This is a genomic window from Flaviramulus sp. (assembly GCF_982512915.1).
The window spans coordinates 51,178-70,708 of the sequence record NZ_CEWOCJ010000001.1 but is presented as its reverse complement, the minus strand read 5'-3'; the positions used below and the strand labels follow the sequence as shown (position 1 = coordinate 70,708).

17 protein-coding genes are annotated in these 19,531 nt (G+C 31.9%); 10 read left to right on the top strand and 7 right to left on the bottom strand.

Annotated features, from left to right (window positions below; all coding sequences use genetic code 11):
• The first annotated feature begins 17 nt into the window (after nt 1-17).
• Genes pelA through AC1XJX_RS00325 form a run of 3 tightly spaced genes read left to right on the top strand, consistent with a single transcriptional unit; the run spans nt 18 to nt 4,241 of the window.
• The gene (gene pelA, locus AC1XJX_RS00335; protein WP_482001964.1) at nt 18-2,024 is read left to right on the top strand and encodes a pectate lyase; all 2,007 of its coding nucleotides are present in this window, start codon (nt 18-20) and stop codon (nt 2,022-2,024) included.
• Nucleotides 2,025-2,047: 23 nt separating this feature from the next.
• Complete coding sequence (locus AC1XJX_RS00330) at nt 2,048-3,481, top strand: Gfo/Idh/MocA family protein (protein ID WP_482001963.1); 1,434 nt, start codon at nt 2,048-2,050, stop codon at nt 3,479-3,481.
• Nucleotides 3,482-3,503: 22 nt separating this feature from the next.
• Nucleotides 3,504-4,241, top strand: coding sequence for a rhamnogalacturonan acetylesterase (locus AC1XJX_RS00325; protein WP_482001962.1), 738 nt, complete (start codon nt 3,504-3,506; stop codon nt 4,239-4,241).
• A 10-nt stretch (nt 4,242-4,251) separates the two neighbouring features.
• Here AC1XJX_RS00325 and uxuA read toward each other — a convergent pair whose 3' ends face one another.
• The 6 genes from uxuA to AC1XJX_RS00295 all read right to left on the bottom strand — a co-directional run bounded on the left by uxuA (nt 4,252) and on the right by AC1XJX_RS00295 (nt 11,589).
• The gene (gene uxuA, locus AC1XJX_RS00320) at nt 4,252-5,418 is read right to left on the bottom strand and encodes a mannonate dehydratase (protein ID WP_482001961.1); all 1,167 of its coding nucleotides are present in this window, start codon (nt 5,416-5,418) and stop codon (nt 4,252-4,254) included.
• A 12-nt stretch (nt 5,419-5,430) separates the two neighbouring features.
• Nucleotides 5,431-6,237 carry an SDR family oxidoreductase gene (locus tag AC1XJX_RS00315; RefSeq protein WP_482001960.1) on the bottom strand — a complete coding sequence of 269 codons (807 nt, stop codon included), beginning with the start codon at nt 6,235-6,237 and terminating at the stop codon, nt 5,431-5,433.
• A gap of 85 nt (nt 6,238-6,322) precedes the next feature.
• Nucleotides 6,323-7,366: a Gfo/Idh/MocA family oxidoreductase gene (locus tag AC1XJX_RS00310; RefSeq protein ID WP_482001959.1), complete on the bottom strand. Its 1,044-nt coding sequence runs from the start codon at nt 7,364-7,366 to the stop codon at nt 6,323-6,325.
• Between the two features lie 33 nt (nt 7,367-7,399).
• Nucleotides 7,400-9,871, bottom strand: a complete 2,472-nt coding sequence (locus AC1XJX_RS00305; RefSeq protein ID WP_482001958.1) for a pectate lyase family protein — start codon at nt 9,869-9,871, stop codon at nt 7,400-7,402.
• A gap of 582 nt (nt 9,872-10,453) precedes the next feature.
• Complete coding sequence (locus AC1XJX_RS00300; RefSeq protein ID WP_482001957.1) at nt 10,454-11,458, bottom strand: tyrosine-type recombinase/integrase; 1,005 nt, start codon at nt 11,456-11,458, stop codon at nt 10,454-10,456.
• Entirely contained in the window at nt 11,449-11,589 is a 141-nt protein-coding gene (locus AC1XJX_RS00295) for an Arm DNA-binding domain-containing protein (protein ID WP_482001956.1), read from the bottom strand. The genes AC1XJX_RS00300 and AC1XJX_RS00295 overlap by 10 nt, the downstream gene beginning before the upstream one ends.
• A gap of 502 nt (nt 11,590-12,091) precedes the next feature.
• Between AC1XJX_RS00295 and AC1XJX_RS00290 the strand changes: the two genes are divergently transcribed.
• The gene (locus AC1XJX_RS00290; RefSeq protein WP_482001955.1) at nt 12,092-14,131 is read left to right on the top strand and encodes a transketolase family protein; all 2,040 of its coding nucleotides are present in this window, start codon (nt 12,092-12,094) and stop codon (nt 14,129-14,131) included.
• 12 nt (nt 14,132-14,143) lie between these two features.
• A complete protein-coding gene (gene fsa, locus AC1XJX_RS00285) occupies nt 14,144-14,800 on the top strand; it encodes a fructose-6-phosphate aldolase (RefSeq protein ID WP_482001954.1) in 657 nt (218 codons plus the stop codon).
• 130 nt (nt 14,801-14,930) lie between these two features.
• On the opposite strand, the gene AC1XJX_RS00280 is transcribed toward fsa, so the two are convergent.
• Nucleotides 14,931-15,644: a VIT1/CCC1 transporter family protein gene (locus AC1XJX_RS00280; protein WP_482001953.1), complete on the bottom strand. Its 714-nt coding sequence runs from the start codon at nt 15,642-15,644 to the stop codon at nt 14,931-14,933.
• Nucleotides 15,645-15,918: 274 nt separating this feature from the next.
• Here AC1XJX_RS00280 and msrB point away from each other — a divergent pair, with 274 nt between their 5' ends.
• From msrB to AC1XJX_RS00255, 5 genes are all read left to right on the top strand, one after another.
• Nucleotides 15,919-16,377, top strand: a complete 459-nt coding sequence (msrB, locus tag AC1XJX_RS00275; RefSeq protein WP_482001952.1) for a peptide-methionine (R)-S-oxide reductase MsrB — start codon at nt 15,919-15,921, stop codon at nt 16,375-16,377.
• Nucleotides 16,370-16,912 carry a peptide-methionine (S)-S-oxide reductase MsrA gene (msrA, locus tag AC1XJX_RS00270; protein ID WP_482001951.1) on the top strand — a complete coding sequence of 181 codons (543 nt, stop codon included), beginning with the start codon at nt 16,370-16,372 and terminating at the stop codon, nt 16,910-16,912. Before msrB ends, msrA begins: the two co-directional genes overlap by 8 nt.
• 192 nt (nt 16,913-17,104) lie before the next feature.
• Entirely contained in the window at nt 17,105-17,785 is a 681-nt protein-coding gene (locus AC1XJX_RS00265) for a glycerophosphodiester phosphodiesterase (RefSeq protein WP_482001950.1), read from the top strand.
• A complete protein-coding gene (locus tag AC1XJX_RS00260) occupies nt 17,782-18,993 on the top strand; it encodes a BaiN/RdsA family NAD(P)/FAD-dependent oxidoreductase (RefSeq protein ID WP_482001949.1) in 1,212 nt (403 codons plus the stop codon). Before AC1XJX_RS00265 ends, AC1XJX_RS00260 begins: the two co-directional genes overlap by 4 nt.
• A complete protein-coding gene (locus tag AC1XJX_RS00255) occupies nt 18,994-19,524 on the top strand; it encodes a DUF1697 domain-containing protein (protein ID WP_482001948.1) in 531 nt (176 codons plus the stop codon).
• The last annotated feature ends 7 nt before the right edge of the window (nt 19,525-19,531 follow it).

Here is a 19,531-nt window from a genome sequence, read left to right as displayed (position 1 = left end):
AATCTAAAAAATGTAAAATGAAGTTTCCGAAGTATTTTGTATATGTTGTATTTATTGCTTGTGTCAATCTTTATGCACAAGTACATAACCGTTCTTGGCAACGCATAATAAGTCAAGATGAAGGTTCGTGGTTTGCTACGCAGGAAGCAAAAGATATTGCAGAAAATGTATTGCTTTATCAACGAAATATTGGTGGTTGGCCTAAAAATATTCAGATGCAGCTACCTCTTACCAATAAGCAAAAGGAGAGTTTAATAAGTTTGAAAGGGAGTACCAAAGATGTTACAACAGATAACGGAGCTACAACTCAAGAAATGGTTTTTCTATCTAAAATATATAGACAAACTCAGGATGAACGCTTTAAAAATGCTTTTTTAGCGGGCTTGAATTATCTATTGGAGGCACAATATGAAAACGGTGGCTGGCCTCAATTTTATCCTTTGCGAAAAGGGTATTATTCACATATTACATACAATGACGATTCTATGGTGAATATTTTAAAACTTTTAAAGCATTTAAAAGATGGCACCAATAAATACTCAATTAAACCAGATAATGAAACGATAATAAAAATTGAAACAGCTTTTAACAAAGGGATAGACTGTATTTTAAAAACCCAATATAAGCAAAATGGTGTTTTAACAGCTTGGTGTGCACAACATGATGAAATAACTTTTGAGCCTGCAAAAGCACGGGCATATGAATTGCCTTCATTAAGCGGCAAGGAATCAGCACAGTTAGTGTTGCTGTTAATGACTATCGAAAACCCATCAGAAGAAATCATAACATCTGTAAAGAGTGCAGTTGCTTGGTTTGAAAAAGTAAAAATAAAAGGATTAAGAAAAGAACGAATTTATAATGATGTTGGAAAAATTATTGACAAACGAATGATTCCAGATGAAAGCGCGCCTGCTATTTGGGCACGTTTTATGGAATTAGAAAATAACACGCCGTTTTTTTGCGACAGAGATGGAGTTAAAAAAGCCTCCTTATTAGAAATTGGAGAAGAGCGGAGAAATGGATATGCTTGGTATACAAGTGAACCGCAAAAGCTTTTAGATAAGTATACAGAATGGGAAGGAAAACATCTTAAATTAATTAAAAAAAAACCTGAAGACAAGTATAATGTCGTAGTCGCAAAAGATGGAAGTGGGGATTTTACAAGTATTCAAGAAGCCATTAATGCATCAAAAGCCTTTCCTTATCAACGTGTTATAATCAATATTAAAGATGGAACATACAACGAAAAGGTTCACATTTATTCATGGAATACACATGTTTCATTAATTGGCGAGAGTAAGGAAAACACTATAATAACATTTAATGACTATTTTGATAAAATTAATTTAGGGCGAAACAGCACCTTTCACACATCTACATTTTTAGTAGAAGGAAACGATTTTATAGCTAAAAATTTAACGATTCAAAATGCTTCTGGTGAAGTCGGGCAAGCCATTGCGGTTTCTGTAAATGCAAATAGAGTGTTTTTTGAAAATTGTTCTATTTTGGGTTTTCAAGATACTTTATACACCGCAGGTGAAGGGTTTAAGCAATATTTTAAAAATTGCTATATGGAAGGCAGTACCGATTTTATTTTTGGTGAAGCCACCGTATTGTTTGAAAACTGTATAATTCATAGTAAAACCAATTCCTATATTACTGCGGCATCAACACCAAAAAATCAAAAATTTGGATTTGTATTTAAAAACTGTAAACTAACTGCTAATGAAAATGTTAATGAAGTATATCTAGGCAGACCTTGGCGTAATTTTGCAAAAACTGTTTTTATAAATTGTGAAATGGGGGCTCATATTATGCCTGAAGGATGGCATAATTGGAATAGAAAAGAAGCTGAATCTACTAGTTTTTATGCTGAATATAATTGCAAAGGCAATGGTTATAAACCCAAAAGTAGAGTAGGTTGGTCACATCAATTAAAAAAATCTGAAGCCATAGAATATACTCATGAAAACATTTTAAGTGTTAAGATATCAGATTCAAAAATCCACTGGGTTTCTAATTAAGAAACACTTCAAACTGAAGAATTATGAATTCAACAAGTAAAAATAAAATCACGAGGAGAAAATTTGTTAAAACCACAGGGGTTGCGCTCGCAAGCTCAATGATTGTGTCTCCTGCATTTAGCAGTGTTGTGAATACTGTATCAAAAAAGTTAAAAGTTGCATTGGTTGGCACTGGGAGCAGGGGGAATTCTTTTTATGGTAAATTTTTAAAAGAGCAATATAACGACGTTGTTGAGTTTGTTGGTTTATCGGACATCAATAAAGGAAGACTAGAGTTTTCAAAAAAGCATATAGGAGTTGATTGTCCAACATTTATAGATTTTGATGAGATGTTGGATAAAGTTGAAATAGATTTGCTCATGGTAACAACTGTTGATTCAACTCACGATGAATTTATAATCAAAGGATTAAATAAAAACATTAACGTCCTTACAGAAAAACCAATGACTACTGATGAGCAAAAATGTCAAATGATTATAGATGCTCAACGAAAATCAAAAGGTAAATTAATAATGGCATTTAATTATCGTTATGGAAAGGTTTTTACTAAGCTAAAGGAAATTATAGAATCAAAGGAAATAGGAGATTTAATTTCGGTTGATTTAAACTGGTATTTAAACACGTTTCATGGAGCCGATTATTTTCGACGTTGGCATGGTTTAAGAGATAAATCAGGAACACTATTATTACACAAATCTGCGCATCATTTTGATTTGTTAAATTGGATAATTGGTTCAGATCCTGTAGAAGTTTATGCTAATGGAGCACTCGAAAAGTACGGAAAAAACAATCCCTTCAGAGGTGAGAATTGTAGATCGTGCAAGCATACCAAAGAATGTGCATTTTATTATGATATTACTAAAAATGAGCATTACATGAATTTATATGTTGAAAATGAAAAGCACGATGGCTACATAAGAGATAACTGCCTGTGGAGAGAGGAGATTGATATTTATGATAAAATGTCCGTTTTAATTAAATATGCCAATAATGTAGAAGTTACTTATTCTTTAACTACATATTCACCGTTTGAAGGATTTCGATTTGCTTTTAATGGAAAAGATGGTCGATTAGAAACTCATGAAGGCATACCTTGGAGAGAGCAAAATCCTGAAGATCAAGCAAAGCTTCATGAAAAAGAAATGGACCATACGTCGCATACAAAAAAGGAGGTTAGATTTCATGAAATTGTATCTCAACGAAATTTTGAAGATTTTAAAAGAATCGAGTTCCCTTATGTAAGATCTGGTCATTGGGGTGGAGATAAATTAATGTTTGATGAAATTTTTAGAGGAGAAAATGATAAGTTTTCATTAAACCATACGGCCAATGTAAGAGATGGTTCTATGGCGGTTTTAATTGGAATTGCAGCGCGAAAAAGTATAGAAGAAAGAAAGCCAATTAAAATTTCAGAGCTTACAGATTTAGTTCCTCAAAAAAATAAATGGGTAAATTAATTTGATGAAAAATTACAACATAATGAATATACGATTGATTTTACTGCCAGTACTTTTTTTATGTTTTAGTTGTATGGCACAAAACACAACCATTTATGCCATTGGGGATTCTACCATGGCTAATAAAAAAAATCCTGAAATAAATCCTGAACATGGTTGGGTACAAGTGCTTCCTCAATTTTTTAATGATAATGTTAAAATAGACAACAGAGCTGTTAATGGTAGAAGTACCAGAAGCTTTATTAACGAAAAACGTTGGGACTCAATTTATAAATACTTAAAAAAAGACGATTATGTATTTATACAATTTGGACACAATGATCAGAAAATAAATGATCCTAAACGTTACACAAATCCGCATACAGCTTATCGAAATAATTTAATTCGTTTTGTAACTGAAACAAAAGAAAAAGGGGCAATTCCTGTTTTGTTTACTTCAATTGTACGAAGAAATTTTAATGAAGAAGGTACTCTAGTTGATACGCATGGATTGTATCCGCAAGAGACTCGATTGGTTGCGGCGGAGTACAATGTAGTTTTAATAGATCTTCAATATTTAACTGAAAAACTCGAAGAATCTTATGGTGTTGAAGGTTCTAAAAAGTTACATTTACATTATAAACCTAATGAAATAGCTTATTATCCGGATGGAAAAGAAGATAATACACATCTTTCTGAATTAGGTGCAAATGAAATTTCTAAGTTAGCTCTAGATGCTTTAAAAGAAAAAATAAAGGAGTTTAATAGTTTTATTAAATAAAGCTAAGGTTCTATACTATATTACTTTTGGTAATTCCCATGCTTAAACCTCTAAGTTCGGCTAAACCTTTTAAACGCCCAATAGCTGAGTATCCAGCATAATTATCGTTAGTTTTTAAATCACTTAACATTTGATGACCATGATCTGGTCGCATTGGTAAGATAGTGTTGCGTTCTTTTTCAATTTTTAAAACAGCTTTTACAATTTCATACATATCAGAAGAACCTTCTAAATGATGGTCTTCATAAAAACTACCATTTTCTTCACGTTTAACATTTCTTAAGTGAAGAAAATGAATTCGTTCTTTAAATTTTTCAATCATTTTTGGCAGATCATTTTTCGAATTCGCACCTAAAGAACCTGTGCAGAATGTAATACCATTTGAAGGACTATCAATAAAATTGACTAAGTCATCTAAATCATCCTCAGATTTTATAATTCTTGGTAAACCCATAATATCAAAAGGTGGGTCGTCTGGATGAATAGCCATTTTAATGCCTAGTTCTTCAGCAATTGGAATAATTTCATTCAGAAAATAGGATAAATTAGATTTTAAATCGGTATGCGTTATTTCTTTATACTGTGCAATCATCTCTTTAAACTTAGGAATAGTAAGATCATCAACTGTACCCGGTAATCCTTTTAAAATACTGTATTCTAAGCGTTGCTTTTCATAAGATGTCATATTACTGAAACACTTTTCAGCTTCTTGTAGAATAGAATTACTATATGTTTTATCTAATACATTACTTTGCATTATAAAGGCTTCAAAAACAGCCATTTCTATTTTGTCAAAGCGTAATGCTGTACTCCCATCTTCCAATTCCCAAAATAAATGAGTACGGGTCCAATCTAAAACAGGCATAAAATTATAACAAACATTTTTTATACCGCAAAGGGCAACGTTTTGCAAACTTTGTTTATAATTTTTTATTCGTTTAGTATAATCACCTTGCCTAAGTTTAATATTTTCATGTACAGGAATACTTTCTATAAATGACCACTCTAAACCAGATTTTTCAATCTCATTTTTAACTTTTTGAATCTCACTGATTGGCCAGATTTCTCCATTTGGAATCTGGTGAAGTGCTGTAACTACTCCAGCGGCTCCAGTTTGTCTGATATCTGATAAAGTTACTGAATCAGGTGTGCCAAACCATCTAAACGTTTCTTTCATTAATTTACCTATTTATACACCACTAAAAACGCTAAAACCACCATCTACAGTAATTAAAGAACCTGTCATGAACTTAGACCCATTACTAGCTAATAAATGTACAGCTCCGTTTAATTCATCAGAATTTCCAAAACGCTTCATAGGGGTGTTTTTTATAATAGTTTCACCTCGTTTTGTTAACGATCCATCTTCATTAGTTAGTAATTTCCTGTTTTGTTCCGCTAGAAAAAAACCTGGTATAATGGCATTTACTCTAATTTTATCACCAAATTTTTGAGCCAAATCTACGGCCATCCATCTAGTGAAATTTTCCATTGCAGCTTTTGAAGCTGAGTAACCAACCACTCTTGTTAAGGCTTGAGCCACAGCAACTGAAGATATATTTATGATAGAGCCATTTTCTTGTTTAGACATGTGTTCGCCAAATACTATGGATGGGATTACAGTTCCCATTAAATTTAAATCAGTTACTTTATTAAAATCTTCTAATGAAATGTCAAATAATGTTTGATTTGGAGCTAAAGTGGCACCTGGCATGTTTCCGCCGGCAGCATTTATAAGCACATCAATTTTCTTCCATTTTTCAAGAATTTTAGATTTTACTGAAATCAAATTTTCTTTATCAAGTACATCTGCTTTTAAACCCATTGCATTGGTGTGAGAGAGTTTTTCAGCAAAAGCTTGAGCTTTTTCTTCGTCTCTACCCAAAATAACAATTTTAGCATCACAATCAATAAAATATTGCGCGATGCTTGATCCTAAAACGCCGTAGCCACCAGTTATAATAATAACTTTATCTCTAACATCAAAAATATTCATATTCTAAAAAATGAGGTAATAAAACATCTAAAAATACAAGAACTTTTATAAAAGCAATGTGTATAAAGTGAAATTAAATTGTGTTTTAAACTGCAATTACTTTTTGTTCTTTATTACTTTTTAGAGTCGCTTCAATGACTTTGATTACATTCGCCCCTTCAGTTGCAGTAACAGGTAATGGTTTACTGTGTCTAATAGCTTGGTAAATACCATTATAGTACTCCATATAATTACCTTGTAAAGTTGGAATCCGATTTTTGATAATTTTTCCGTTTTTCTCAGTATGGAGTAAGCCCATTTCTTCATCAGGTTCTTTTCCCCAATTTTTTGAATCCGGCATTTTTCCTGCTTGAAGATCTTTTTCCTGCACGTCAGCTTTAGATTTTATAAATGACCCATTCATACCATGTAAAATATTTCCTGGTAAAGCTTCACGAACAAAATAACTCGATTTAAGAATAACACGATGCGACGAATAATACAATTTTACATCAAAATAATCACCTACTTGAGAATTAGGTCGATAAGAATTTAAATCAGCAAATACAGCTGTTGGCATCCCAAAAAGGACTAATACTTGGTCTATTAAATGGGAACCTAAATCATAGATACTTCCTACCCCTGCAGTTGGAGTTTCTTTATGTGTTTTATAGCTCAGATTTGTATCAAAACGGTCATAATGAAATTCGGCCTCCACCATGTTTCCGAGCCAACCTTCATTTAGTATTTTTTGGACTGTTTTAAAGTCACTGTCATAACGACGATTATGATAAACCGATATTATCACATTATTTTCTTTTGCTAATGCTATTAATTCTTGGGCTTCGTCAAAAGTAGCCGTAAATGGTTTTTCTATGATGACATGTTTCTTAGCAACTATTGCTTTTTTTGCGAAATCATAATGGGTAATGTTTGGTGTATTTACAATAACCAACTCAATGTTTTCGTCATCGAGCAAATCATCTAAAGTTCTAAATGTTTTTACGTTTGGATATTTTTCTTGTGCTAAATTTTTAGTTCTTTCTAAAACACCATAAAAATTGAATTCAGGACTTATAGAAATAAATGGCGCATGAAAAACTAAACCACTCATTCCATATGAGCATAAAGCGGTATTGATTGGTTTCATGTATTTATTTACTTTTTTGAAGTTAAGATACTTCTAATTTTTAATGATTATTTTATCTATAACATTTTCTTCTGTGAAAATTTTCACTAAATAAGTTCCCTGCTTAACACCAGCCATATCTATTGTATCCAGATTGTTATCAATAGTTTTAACCAAACTGCCCAACAAATTATAAATTTTTATCTTTTCAATCTTAGATTTTGATGATATATTCATATAATCTTTAACAGGGTTTGGGTATAGCCTTATATTTTTTTGATTGAAATCGTTCAAACTTAAAGCACTTGATTGAAAACTCATATAATATAAATTTGCTACATCAGCTTTTAATATTGTATGAGATCCTGCGGGAATAGACATTGTAAGTACACCCGAATTTGCATTTTGGTTTAAGCCATCTATTTTGATGGCGCCAGTAAATCCGTCATTAAATACAAGAGTTAAATCACCCTCAACTGTATTTGTAAAAGAAATTGAAGTAACTGATTCAATTTTCAAACATTGTGTTAATGTTAAACCGTTATAGATTACCGTTCCTTTTGATGTTGAAAGATTACCTGAAATAGTATAAAAAGTACTGGTAGTTCCAGATTCGGTAAAATTATGAATTTCTTCGCCAGAACTAACAGCGCCCTCTGTTGGAGTAGCAGAATCTACATTTGATTCAACTGAGCCATCAGCTACAACCCAATAATAATAGGTTGTATCATTAGTAACTGTATTGTCATCATAGCTTACAATGCTTGAGTTTGAGATTGTTGAAATACTAACTCGACCCGAAGGATCCGAATCTGTATCTCTAAAAATCTCATAGGATGTAGGTGAAAAATTATTAGTACTCCAACTTAAGTTTACCAGAGCATCCCCAGCACTTGCAGTTAGGACAACTTCAGGGTCTGGACCACTATCACCTTGAACAGAAACTAAAGTAGTTGTATAATTTATCAGAGCATTTTTAAGTGGAACATTAACATCTGAAGAAGTGTCATCAACAGCATTATTAAAAATCCAATTAAAATCACCACCATTCATACGTCCAGCATATTGTATTACGTTATCTTTCGCGATTTCAGGAGACTCAACAACTAAATTTTTTATATATAGTGCGGCATCAGTATCAAAGTTATTATATGGGTTGCCTCCTTGCTTTGATGTGATACTACTGCTCATAGTCTCACCTCTTGTGGTTGCTACATAAGCATCAAATTCAACAGGGTAATTTATAGCATCATAAGGAACAAATCTTGTTTCTCCTGTTATGGAGTTGTTAAAAGCTTTTATAGAACCTCCATCTTCACTTGAAAAAGTACCTCCGCCACCATAAAAAATATCGGTTCCCTGCATGGATGTGAGCATTGGGTACCTACAATTTCTAAAATAATTACTCTCAGCAAATACGGATGATCCTTCAGTAGAGCCTATGCCATACTTAGAGTTGCCATCATAATAATTGTTGTAAACATGAGCTGAATAATAACGAACACGAGGATGACGAGAATCGGAGTGATCATACCAGTTGTGGTGGTAGGTAATATATAAACCAGAGGTTGAGTCTTCACTTAACCCTAAAAGATTACTTTTTCCTGAATCCCAAAAGTGATTATAGGAAAACGTTACATAGGTAGATCTTTTACAATCCAAAGCACCATCGCCTTTAGCTTGGTCTGATGCTCCACCCGGATACCCATAGAAAAAATCTACATTATGTACCCAGATATAATCGTTTTCTTGCTGTAAACCTATATTGTCGCCTTCATTACTATCAGTAAGCATGGTACCAATATTTCTAATTTCAATATTTGAAGCGTTTTTAACGCGAACGCCCCATCCATAGGCTACAGCATCGTCACCTACACCTTCTAAAGTTATGTGACTAGAGGCATTGTTTTTGTTTTCTATAACAAGGTCGCCATTAAGCATATAATCCAAATCAGTAATTTGGCCAATAAGCCTAATTATAAGTGGTCTGGTATCATTTCCTTTTTTGTAACCATCTAAAATAGTTTGCAAACCAATACAAGGATTCGCATTTGCACCAGTAACATTGAGAGAGATTGTATTTTTAGTATTTTCAGTAATATAAAGAATTACAGCACCAGATTTAGGTGTCCCATCTAATTGATAAGCTCCAGGAACTCGACTATTTGAAAAAGCAAACCCGGTTCGGTCATATGCCATAACTGTAATAGAACCAGAAGTAGTTACAGAGCCTTCAACGCCCGAAATAACAGGAGCAATAGAAACAGTATAATTGCCAGCCTTCAATCCTAATACATCTGCTCTAAAATAAGAGCCGTAATTGCGAATAAGTTGATCATTTATTTTCTGGTTTGTTATACCTTCACCAGTAAAGTAAACATTGTAGCTTTCAGCATTAGAAATAGGATTCCATTTTGCATAAGCTGATTCAAACCAACCACCAAATTCTGATATGGTTACTGATTGCGAATAAATTTTTAATGATGTAAAAATTATGGCAAAGTAAATGAGGGTTTTTCTAGTCATTTTTCATATTAATTGGTTTGACAATCAGAATATTAAGTTGTATAAGACTGATTTTTATAAATACTAATGCAATCGATTACACAAATATAAATAAAATTTCTAGTTTTATACATATAGGGAAAGGAAAACGATGAATTAACTAAATAAAACGTTGTAATTAGTTAATGAAGTCTTGAAAAGACAATAAAGGTGTTCACTTTGAGTTTAGCTAAACATTTTTTCATCCTAATATTATCATTTATTCAGAAAATAATTAGTGTAAAATTCTTCAAAGAAATCTTATAAATTTTGGGCTACTAAACACTAATGACAAATGAAGAAACTAAACTGGTTTGTGCTTTAATGGTTTTTAATATAACATACTTTAAAACTAGAGTTTTTAGATTCATACCTTATTTCTGCTAAAAAAGGGGAGAGATATCTATATCAATATTGGTACAAATATAAACTCGCAAAATATTATCATCAAAAGACTACGGCATAAAGCCAAAGCTTTGCCCACAACTCATTTATTCCGTTTCCTTTTGAGCAGAAATTTTGTCTTCCGTTTGGATTCTGCAAAAATATTGTTTAATCTAAAATTTAAGTATTATGACGATACAGCTTTTGAAGCATCAATGGGTGGATGGTGTCTCTAGCAATATTTCCGAATGAGTGGCGAGCAATGTGCATTGTTACTTTCTTATTTATTCCAGCTTTCAGAGCAATAGACTTTAAGTTCTTGTTGAATTTTTTATTAGCAGTTTTAATTTTATTGTATAAGTCTTTAGCATCGTCAAGATTAGCTTTTTTTAATTCTGGAAATATAAAGTCATCATCATAATTCTTATTGCAAACATATTCCTCTAAAATTATATCGATTTTTAATGGTATTTTGAGAGAAAGCAATTTGGAATTTTTACCCATTCTGTAATGTAATCTACCATCATAAATTTGAGACCATCTTGTTTTTAGAACATCTGAAAACCTCATTCCAGCAAAGTAAAAACTAAAAAGCCATACATTCAATGAATGACGTTCTACATCAGATAGGTTATCTAAGCTCTCGATGACTTTTAACTCTTTCTCTGAGAGTCCAACTTTGACAGTTTCTGGAAATTTTATTTTGAATTTTCCTGGCCCAAAACAATAAAGCTCTTTACTTACAACCTTATCCTTAATCGCTCTATTGAATAACAGACGAATAAAAACCATGACATTCATTGCGGTAGTTTCGGTAAGAGAACAGTTGCCTTTTAAATATATTTTAAATTTTTTGAGAAACCGTTCATCGATTTCTTGAAAAGTTAGATGTCTTACTTTACAATATTTTTCTATATAACTAACCCAAGCTGAGTCAGTAGAAAGACGATTCATTTTCCCCTCAACTTCTAGAGCTTCAGGGTGTTCATCAACAAAATCAAAAAATGTTAGGTTTGATGTGGGTTTGTAAATCTCTTTTTTAATTTGATTTGCAGAAGCATCTTTATTGTTGGTTTGTAGAGCAATAAGACCTTTCCGAGCTTCAGATAATTTTAACGTTATGAGGTTATTTAAACTTTCAGAATTTGGGTGGGATTTTTTGATTTCATTATTTTTTAATCCCAATCCTCTAAATCTATATAATGACCAATAAGTTTATAAGTAGAGCGTCGATTTTTAGTTATTCGAATTGCAAGTGGATAAAGCCCTTTGGTGTTGGGCTTTTTACGTAGAACTATTTTTGCACTTGCTGACATCGTTGACCTGTTTTGCGAAAGTCAAATCAGGATATCATTTGATTAAGTACTTATGTAAAGATACAAATTATTATCTGCGTTTGGGTACAACATAGGTACAACAAATATTGATATCATATGATATTATATGACTTTAAAGAAAATTGACAAACACTTAAATCATTAAAAATGAGAGTATTTGTGTTTCTTTGGTGCAATATACGCTAGACTTAGGATCTAGTGCCGCGAGGTGTGGGAGTTCGAGTCTCCCCGCCCGCACTGTAAAGGAAAAAGCTTCTCAATTTTTTGAGGAGCTTTTTTTATATCATAATTGTTAACAGTTGTTATTAAATTAATTTGAGTTTTAGTCAGCCTCAACAATTTAAACATTATATATTTGCAAAAAATGTTTTTTGAGGACTTTAATGTCATGACTTACGTAGTTTAATAAGCCTTATAATCCTAAAAAAAACGTTGGTATAACACAGCATTTTAATACAATTAAACAAAACCAACAAAAAGAATGAACAAAAAAGTAGATCAGCAATCGGCAGATAATATAAGAGCATTAGCTGTGGCGATGGTAGAGAGGGCAAATTCTGGACACCCAGGTGGACCCATGGGAGGTGCAGATTTTATGCACATTTTATATTCTGAGTTTTTTAATTTCGATCCATCAGATATGGAATGGCCTTTCAGAGATCGTTTTTTTATGGATGCGGGTCACTTATCTACTTTAATGTATGCTCAATATTATCTTTTAGGTAATTACAAAAAAGATGATATTTCAAACTTTAGACAATGGGGTTCTATAACACCAGGGCACCCAGAAGTAGATGTTAAAAGAGGGATAGAAAACACCTCTGGACCATTAGGCCAAGGGCACACTATGGGAGTTGGTGCAGCTATCGCAGCTAAGTTTTTACAAGCTCGTTTTGGAGATTGGATGAACCATAAAATTTATGGATTTATTTCTGATGGAGGTGTTCAAGAAGAAATATCTCAAGGAGCTGGAAGAATTGCAGGACATTTAGGATTGAATAATTTTATTATGTTTTTTGATTCAAATGATATCCAGTTATCTACATCAACAGATGAGGTGACCACTGAAGATACTGCGATGAAGTATGAAGCTTGGGGATGGAAAGTAGTAACTATAGATGGACACAACCACGAGGAAATAAGACAAGCTTTAAAAGACGCAAATAGCGAAACACAAAAACCTACCCTAATAATTGGTAAAACTATTATGGGTAAAGGTTGTGTTACAGCAGATGGTAGCATGTTTGAAGGTTACTGCGAATTACACGGACAACCTATAAGCCACACTGGAGCAGATTACGCGAAAACTTTATTAAATTTAGGAGCAAATCCACAAGCACCATTTGATATTTTTGATGATGTAAAAGATTTCTACGTAAATTTAATAAAAGAAAAAACAGCTAAAGCAGCAGAAAAGAAAGCTGTTATTAATGCTTGGAGACAAACTAATGAAGTGCTATCTAATAAATTAGATTTCTTTTTATCAGGTAAATTACCAGAATTAGATTTTTCATCCATAGAACATAAAGCAGGATTAGCAACTAGAGTAGCATCATCTAATGTATTTGGCTATTTAGCAGATCATGTAGAAAATATGATTGTTTCATCTGCAGATTTATCTAATAGTGATAAAACAGATGGCTTCTTGAAAAAATCATCAGCACTTAAAAAAGGTGACTTTAGTGGCGGATTTTTACAAGCTGGTGTTGCAGAATTAACTATGGCTTGTATTGCTAATGGTATCGCATTACACGGAGGAGTTATTCCGGTGGTGGCTACATTCTTTGTGTTTTCAGATTATATGAAGCCAGCTATAAGATTAAGTGGTATACAGGAGTTAGGTGTAAAATATGTTTGGACACATGATGCCTTTAGAGTAGGAGAAGATGGACCAACTCACCAGCCTGTTGAACAAGAAGCACAAATAAGGCTACTAGAAAAACTAAAAAATCATAGTGGCAAAAATAGTTTCTTAGCATTACGACCAGCAGATTCAGCTGAAACAAGTGTTGCTTGGAAAATGGCATTAGAAAACAATAACACGCCTACAGGATTAATTTTGTCCAGACAAGGTATTAAAGACATATCTGCTCAAGGAACCTCACGATATGAAGAAGCTTTAGGTGCAGAAAAAGGTGGATATTTAGTAAAATCTGTTGAAAATCCAGATGTTGTATTAATAGCAAATGGGTCAGAAGTTGCTACTTTAGTAGCTGCGGCAGAAATTTTAGAAACTGAAAACGGATTAAAAGTTAATATTGCTTCAGTAATTTCAGAAGGACTTTTTAAATTACAATCAAAAGATTATCAAAACAGTATCATACCAAAAAACAAACCTTTATTTGGATTAACAGCTGGATTGCCAGTAAATTTAGAAGGGTTAGTGGGAGAAAACGGAAAAGTTTTTGGTTTAGAGCACTTTGGATATTCAGCTCCAGCTAATGTATTAGATGATAAATTTGGATTTACAGGAGATAAAGTAAGTAAAGAAGTATTAGCATATTTAAAAACACAACAATAATATTAATAAGCAATGAAATTTTTTATAGATACAGCAAACTTAACAGAAATAGCAGAAGCACAAGCTTTAGGCGTACTAGATGGAGTAACAACAAACCCATCATTAATGGCTAAAGAGGGTATAACTGGGGCAGAGAATATATTAAATCATTATAAAAAAATATGTGATATTGTTGAAGGCGATGTTAGTGCTGAGGTAATTTCAACAGATTTTGAAGGTATGGTAAGAGAAGGTGAAGCTTTAGCAGCGCTGCATCCACAAATTGTAGTTAAATTACCTATGATTGCAGCTGGAATAAAAGCCTGTAAATACTTTTCTGATAAAGGAATAAGAACTAACGTAACCCTAGTTTTTTCTGCAGGACAAGCTTTATTGGCTGCAAAAGCAGGTGCAACTTATGTGTCTCCTTTTTTAGGACGTTTAGATGATATTTCAACAGATGGATTAAACTTGATAGCAGAAATAAGACAGATTTATGATAACTATGCATTTGAAACACAAATCTTAGCAGCTTCAATTCGTCACACCATGCATGTAATAGATTGTGCTAAAATAGGCAGTGATGTAATGACAGGGCCATTATCATCAATAACGGGTTTACTTAAACACCCGTTAACGGATATAGGATTAGCTAAATTTTTAGAAGATTATAAAAAAGGAAATCAATAGTCAATTTAAAAGTTATAGATTTAAAAAAGCTTCTCATTTTGAGAAGTTTTTTTGTTTAATATTCATTGTATATTGATAACTAATTAATAAAGTATTTTTGAATAAATAATTTAATACATAAAAAGGTGTATCAAATATTTACTCCAAAAAAGTATCCAACTAAAGCTGTTAGCCCCATTGCTGCTGTGCCCCAAAATGTGATTCTAATAATTGCTTTTAAAACTCTAGAACCGCCGGTTTTAGCTGCTAAACTTCCTAAAATAGCAAGAAAAAAAATAGCAAAACCATATAGATAATATTCTATACTATTTAAAGGAAAAAAAAGGGTTATTAATAAAGGTAATAAACCACCTAATGTAAATGCTGCTCCAGAAGCAAAAGCTGCTTGAATTGGTTTTGCTTGACTTATTTCATTAATACCCAATTCATCTCTCACATGAGCTCCCAACGCATCATACTCAGTTAATTCTTTTGCAACAATTAGAGCAGTTGTTTTTTTTAAGCCTCTTTTTTCGTAAATTTCTGCTAAGCGATTTAATTCAATTTCGGGCATTTCTAATAGCTCTTGTTTTTCACGTTCAATATCAGCTTTTTCAATATCTGTTTGTGAACTAACTGAAACATACTCACCAGCTGCCATAGATAAAGAACCTGCCACTAACCCAGCTAATGTAGCTAGTACAATAGGTTCTCTAAAATCACTTGCTGCAGCAACCCCTATTGCTATACTTGCAGTTGATAAAATACCATCATTTGCGCCTAGAACTGCCGCTCTTAACCAATTACTTCTATGTATATAGTGGTTATTTAAATAATCATCTAATTCTTCAATTTTTTTTTCCATATTGAATTTTGTATTGATAGAAATTCTTGTTAAATAACAAACAATTGTATTTACATCTTTTTTCTAAATTTATAAAAATATAGTGAATAGATTTTTGATTTAACAAAATAAATTCTCTTGACCTTTAGCATTTACTAATCGTTTTATATTGCAAATATTTATCGTAAATTTCACAAATATTTGTTTTTAATTTTACAGGTATAAGACGCCATTTTTTCAATGTTATTTAGTTAATGTTTAAGATTTAAATTCATATTATAAAATAAAAATAATTATGCTTACTTGGAAAGATATTATAAACTTTACTGTTAAAAAAAATTTAACTCCTGATAACCGTATTGATAAAACAGAAGAAGAATGGCAAGTGCAATTAACTCCTGAGCAATATAGAATCACTAGACTCAAAGGTACAGAAAGGCCACATACTGGTGCTTTGTGTAGTATTTATGAAGAAGGTAAATATAATTGTATTTGTTGTAATGCACCTTTATTTGATTCTACAATCAAATTTAATTCTGGCACTGGTTGGCCTAGTTTTACTCATCCTATTAAAGAAAATGCTATCAAATACAAAAGAGATACCGCTTTTGTAATGGTTAGAGTAGAGGTAATGTGTAATACTTGCGATGCACATTTAGGACATGTTTTTCCTGATGGGCCAGAACCAAGTGGATTAAGATATTGTATCAATTCAGAATCTATGCAATTAGAAAGGGAGGTTGAAAATGAATAATGGTGATTTTCAAATAGCCACATTTGGAGGTGGCTGTTTTTGGTGTACTGAAGCCGTTTTTTTAGAGTTAAAAGGGGTAAAAAAAGTTGTTTCTGGATATTCAGGCGGGAATGTACCAGGATATCCAACTTATCGTGAGATTTGTTCTGGGTTAACTGGGCATGCTGAAGTTATACAAGTAACATTTGATGCTAATATAATTTCATTTAAAGATATTTTAATAATCTTCATGAATACCCACGATCCTACAACTTTAAACAGACAAGGAGCCGATAAAGGAACACAGTACCGATCAGTTATATATTATCATGATAATGCCCAAAAGGAGATTGCAGAACTTGTAGTTAAAGAACTTGCTACTTTTTATGAAAATCCAATTGTTACTGAAATAAGTCCATTATCTACTTTTTATAAGGCAGAAGATTATCATCAAAATTATTACAACAATAACCAAACTGAGGGATATTGTAGCTTTGTAATTACTCCAAAACTTGTAAAATTCAGAAAAACGCATTCTGAGAAACTTAAAAAATAGTTTAATTTATTGAGTCTTTTGAATCATTTTTTTCAAGAAATTATACTAATTGTACTTTTTCAAAAATATTTTGTAGTATTTGAAAGAACTTTGATTCTAGTAAAATATCTTATAATATTTTTATTCAAAGATAATTTAAGTAACTACCTTTGAAACGAAAATATAAAATATCAAAACATCTATAAAATTAGTATGCAACTATTAAAAATTGGACACAGAGGAGCGAAGGGACATGTTACCGAAAACACTTTAGAATCTATTCAAAAGGCTTTAAAATTAGGTGTTGATGGTATTGAGATTGACGTGCATCGATGTGCCTCTGGAGAATTAGTTGTTTTTCATGATTTTACTTTAGATAGAGTATCTGATGGCACAGGAGATATTTCAAAATTCACTTTAAAAGAGCTTAAAAAGATAAAAGTAAAAGGGGATTATGAAATACCTACATTATCTCAAGTTCTAGCTTTAGTAAATAATAAGTGTTTGTTAAATATTGAGTTAAAGGGTCAAGATACTGCAAATGAAGCTTCTAGGCTTATTGATTTTTACGTTGAAAAAAAGGGTTGGGATTACCAAAATCTAATAGTATCTAGTTTCCAATCGAGTTTACTTGAATCGGTTTTTAAAATTAATAAAAACATCCCTTTAGGTGTTATCACAGATACAAGTTTAGACAAAGCAGTTGCTTTTGCTAAAACGGTAGATGCAGGATTTATTTACGCCGATCATACCATGTTAACCCAAGAAAATGTAGAGGATTTAAAAAAAGATTTTAAAGTTTTTGCCTTTACAGTAAATAATTTAAAACCAATTAAACGTATAAAATCTTACGAGGTTGATGGTATAATTACCGACTATCCAGATAGGTTATGATCATCAAAGATGTAATTATAATTGGTGGTGGAGCTGCAGGTTTTTTTGCAGCTATTAATATTGCTGAACAAAATCCTAATTTAAAAGTAGCCATTTTAGAACGTGGAAAAGAAGTTTTAACTAAAGTTAAAGTTTCTGGAGGCGGACGTTGTAATGTAACGAATGCAGAATTTATTCCTCAAGAGTTAGTTCAAAATTACCCCAGAGGATATAAAGAGCTTTTAGGCCCTTTTCATCAATTTATGACTGGCGATACCATTGAATGGTTTGAAAAAAGAGATGTAGAACTGAAGATAGAAGAAGATGGTAGGATGTTTCCAGTTTCTAATTCGTCACAAACAATTATTGATTGTTTTTTAAATGAAGCCAAAAAATATAAAGTTGAAGTTTTATTAAATCACTCTGTGAAAACTATTAAAAAAGAAGTTTCTGTTTTTGAAATTGACACGAATCAAGGAAATTTCAAATCTAAAAAAATTTTAATAGCAACTGGTAGTAATCCTAAAATATGGAACGTTTTACAAAATTTAGGACATTCAGTTTCTCAACCTGTACCTTCTCTTTTTACTTTTAATATCTCAGACGAGCGCATAAAAGAGATTCCTGGAGTTGTGGCTTTAAATGTTGAAGTTAAAATTGTAGATACTGATTTATGGAGTGAAGGTCCTTTACTTATTACCCATTGGGGGATGAGTGCGCCAGCGATTTTGAAACTTTCTGCATTTGGAGCGATTGAATTAGCAAAAAGAGATTATAAATTTCAAATTGAAATTAATTTCATCAGAAAATCTTTTGAAGATTGTTTCGATGTTTTAAAGGGATTTAAACACGAGTTGTCAAAAAAAACAGTTTTTAAATCTACTCAATTTGATTTGCCAAAACGTCTTTGGCAAAAGCTAGTTTTAGCATCTGATATGGACTCAGAAACGCGTTGGGCTGATTTAAATAAAAATCAATTACAAAACTTATCAAATCAGCTAACAAATGCACTTTTTATTGTTGATGGTAAAAGCACTTTTAAAGAAGAATTTGTAACTGCAGGAGGAGTAAATTTAAAAGAAGTTAATTTTAAAACATTTGAAAGTAAACTGCATAAAAACATGTATTTTGCAGGTGAAGTTTTAAATATTGATGCCGTTACAGGTGGTTTTAATTTTCAAAATGCTTGGACTGGTGCTTATTTAGCAGCTCATAACATCTCCATGTAAATGAATAAGTATATCGTATTATTGAAAGGTATCAATGTAGGAGGACATAAAAAAGTTCTTATGGCAGAACTTCGAGAATTGTTATCAAATACTAACTTTCAAAACGTTCAAACCTACATTCAAAGTGGTAATCTCATTTTAGAATCTCCAGAAAAAGATGTCAAAAAATTAAAGCTTCATATGCAAAATGCTATCAAAAATCATTTTGGTTTTGAGATATCTGTTTTAATTAAAACTCCCAAAGAATTTCAACAAATTTTTAATGCCTGTCCTTTCCCAAAGGATATAAAGCAGTTAAGCTACTTTGTTATTTTGGATGATGCTCCGAATAAGGATTTGCTTAATGATGCTTCAGTCAAAATTTATGATGGTGAGCTATATGAAATAATTAACGATTGTATTTATTTTTATTTTGAAAAAGGTTTTGGTCAATCTAAATTTAATATAAATTTTTTTGAAAGAAAACTTAATACAATAGGTACCGCCAGAAATTTTAAAACTATGGTAAAGTTGTTATCTTTGTCAACTTAAATAGGTT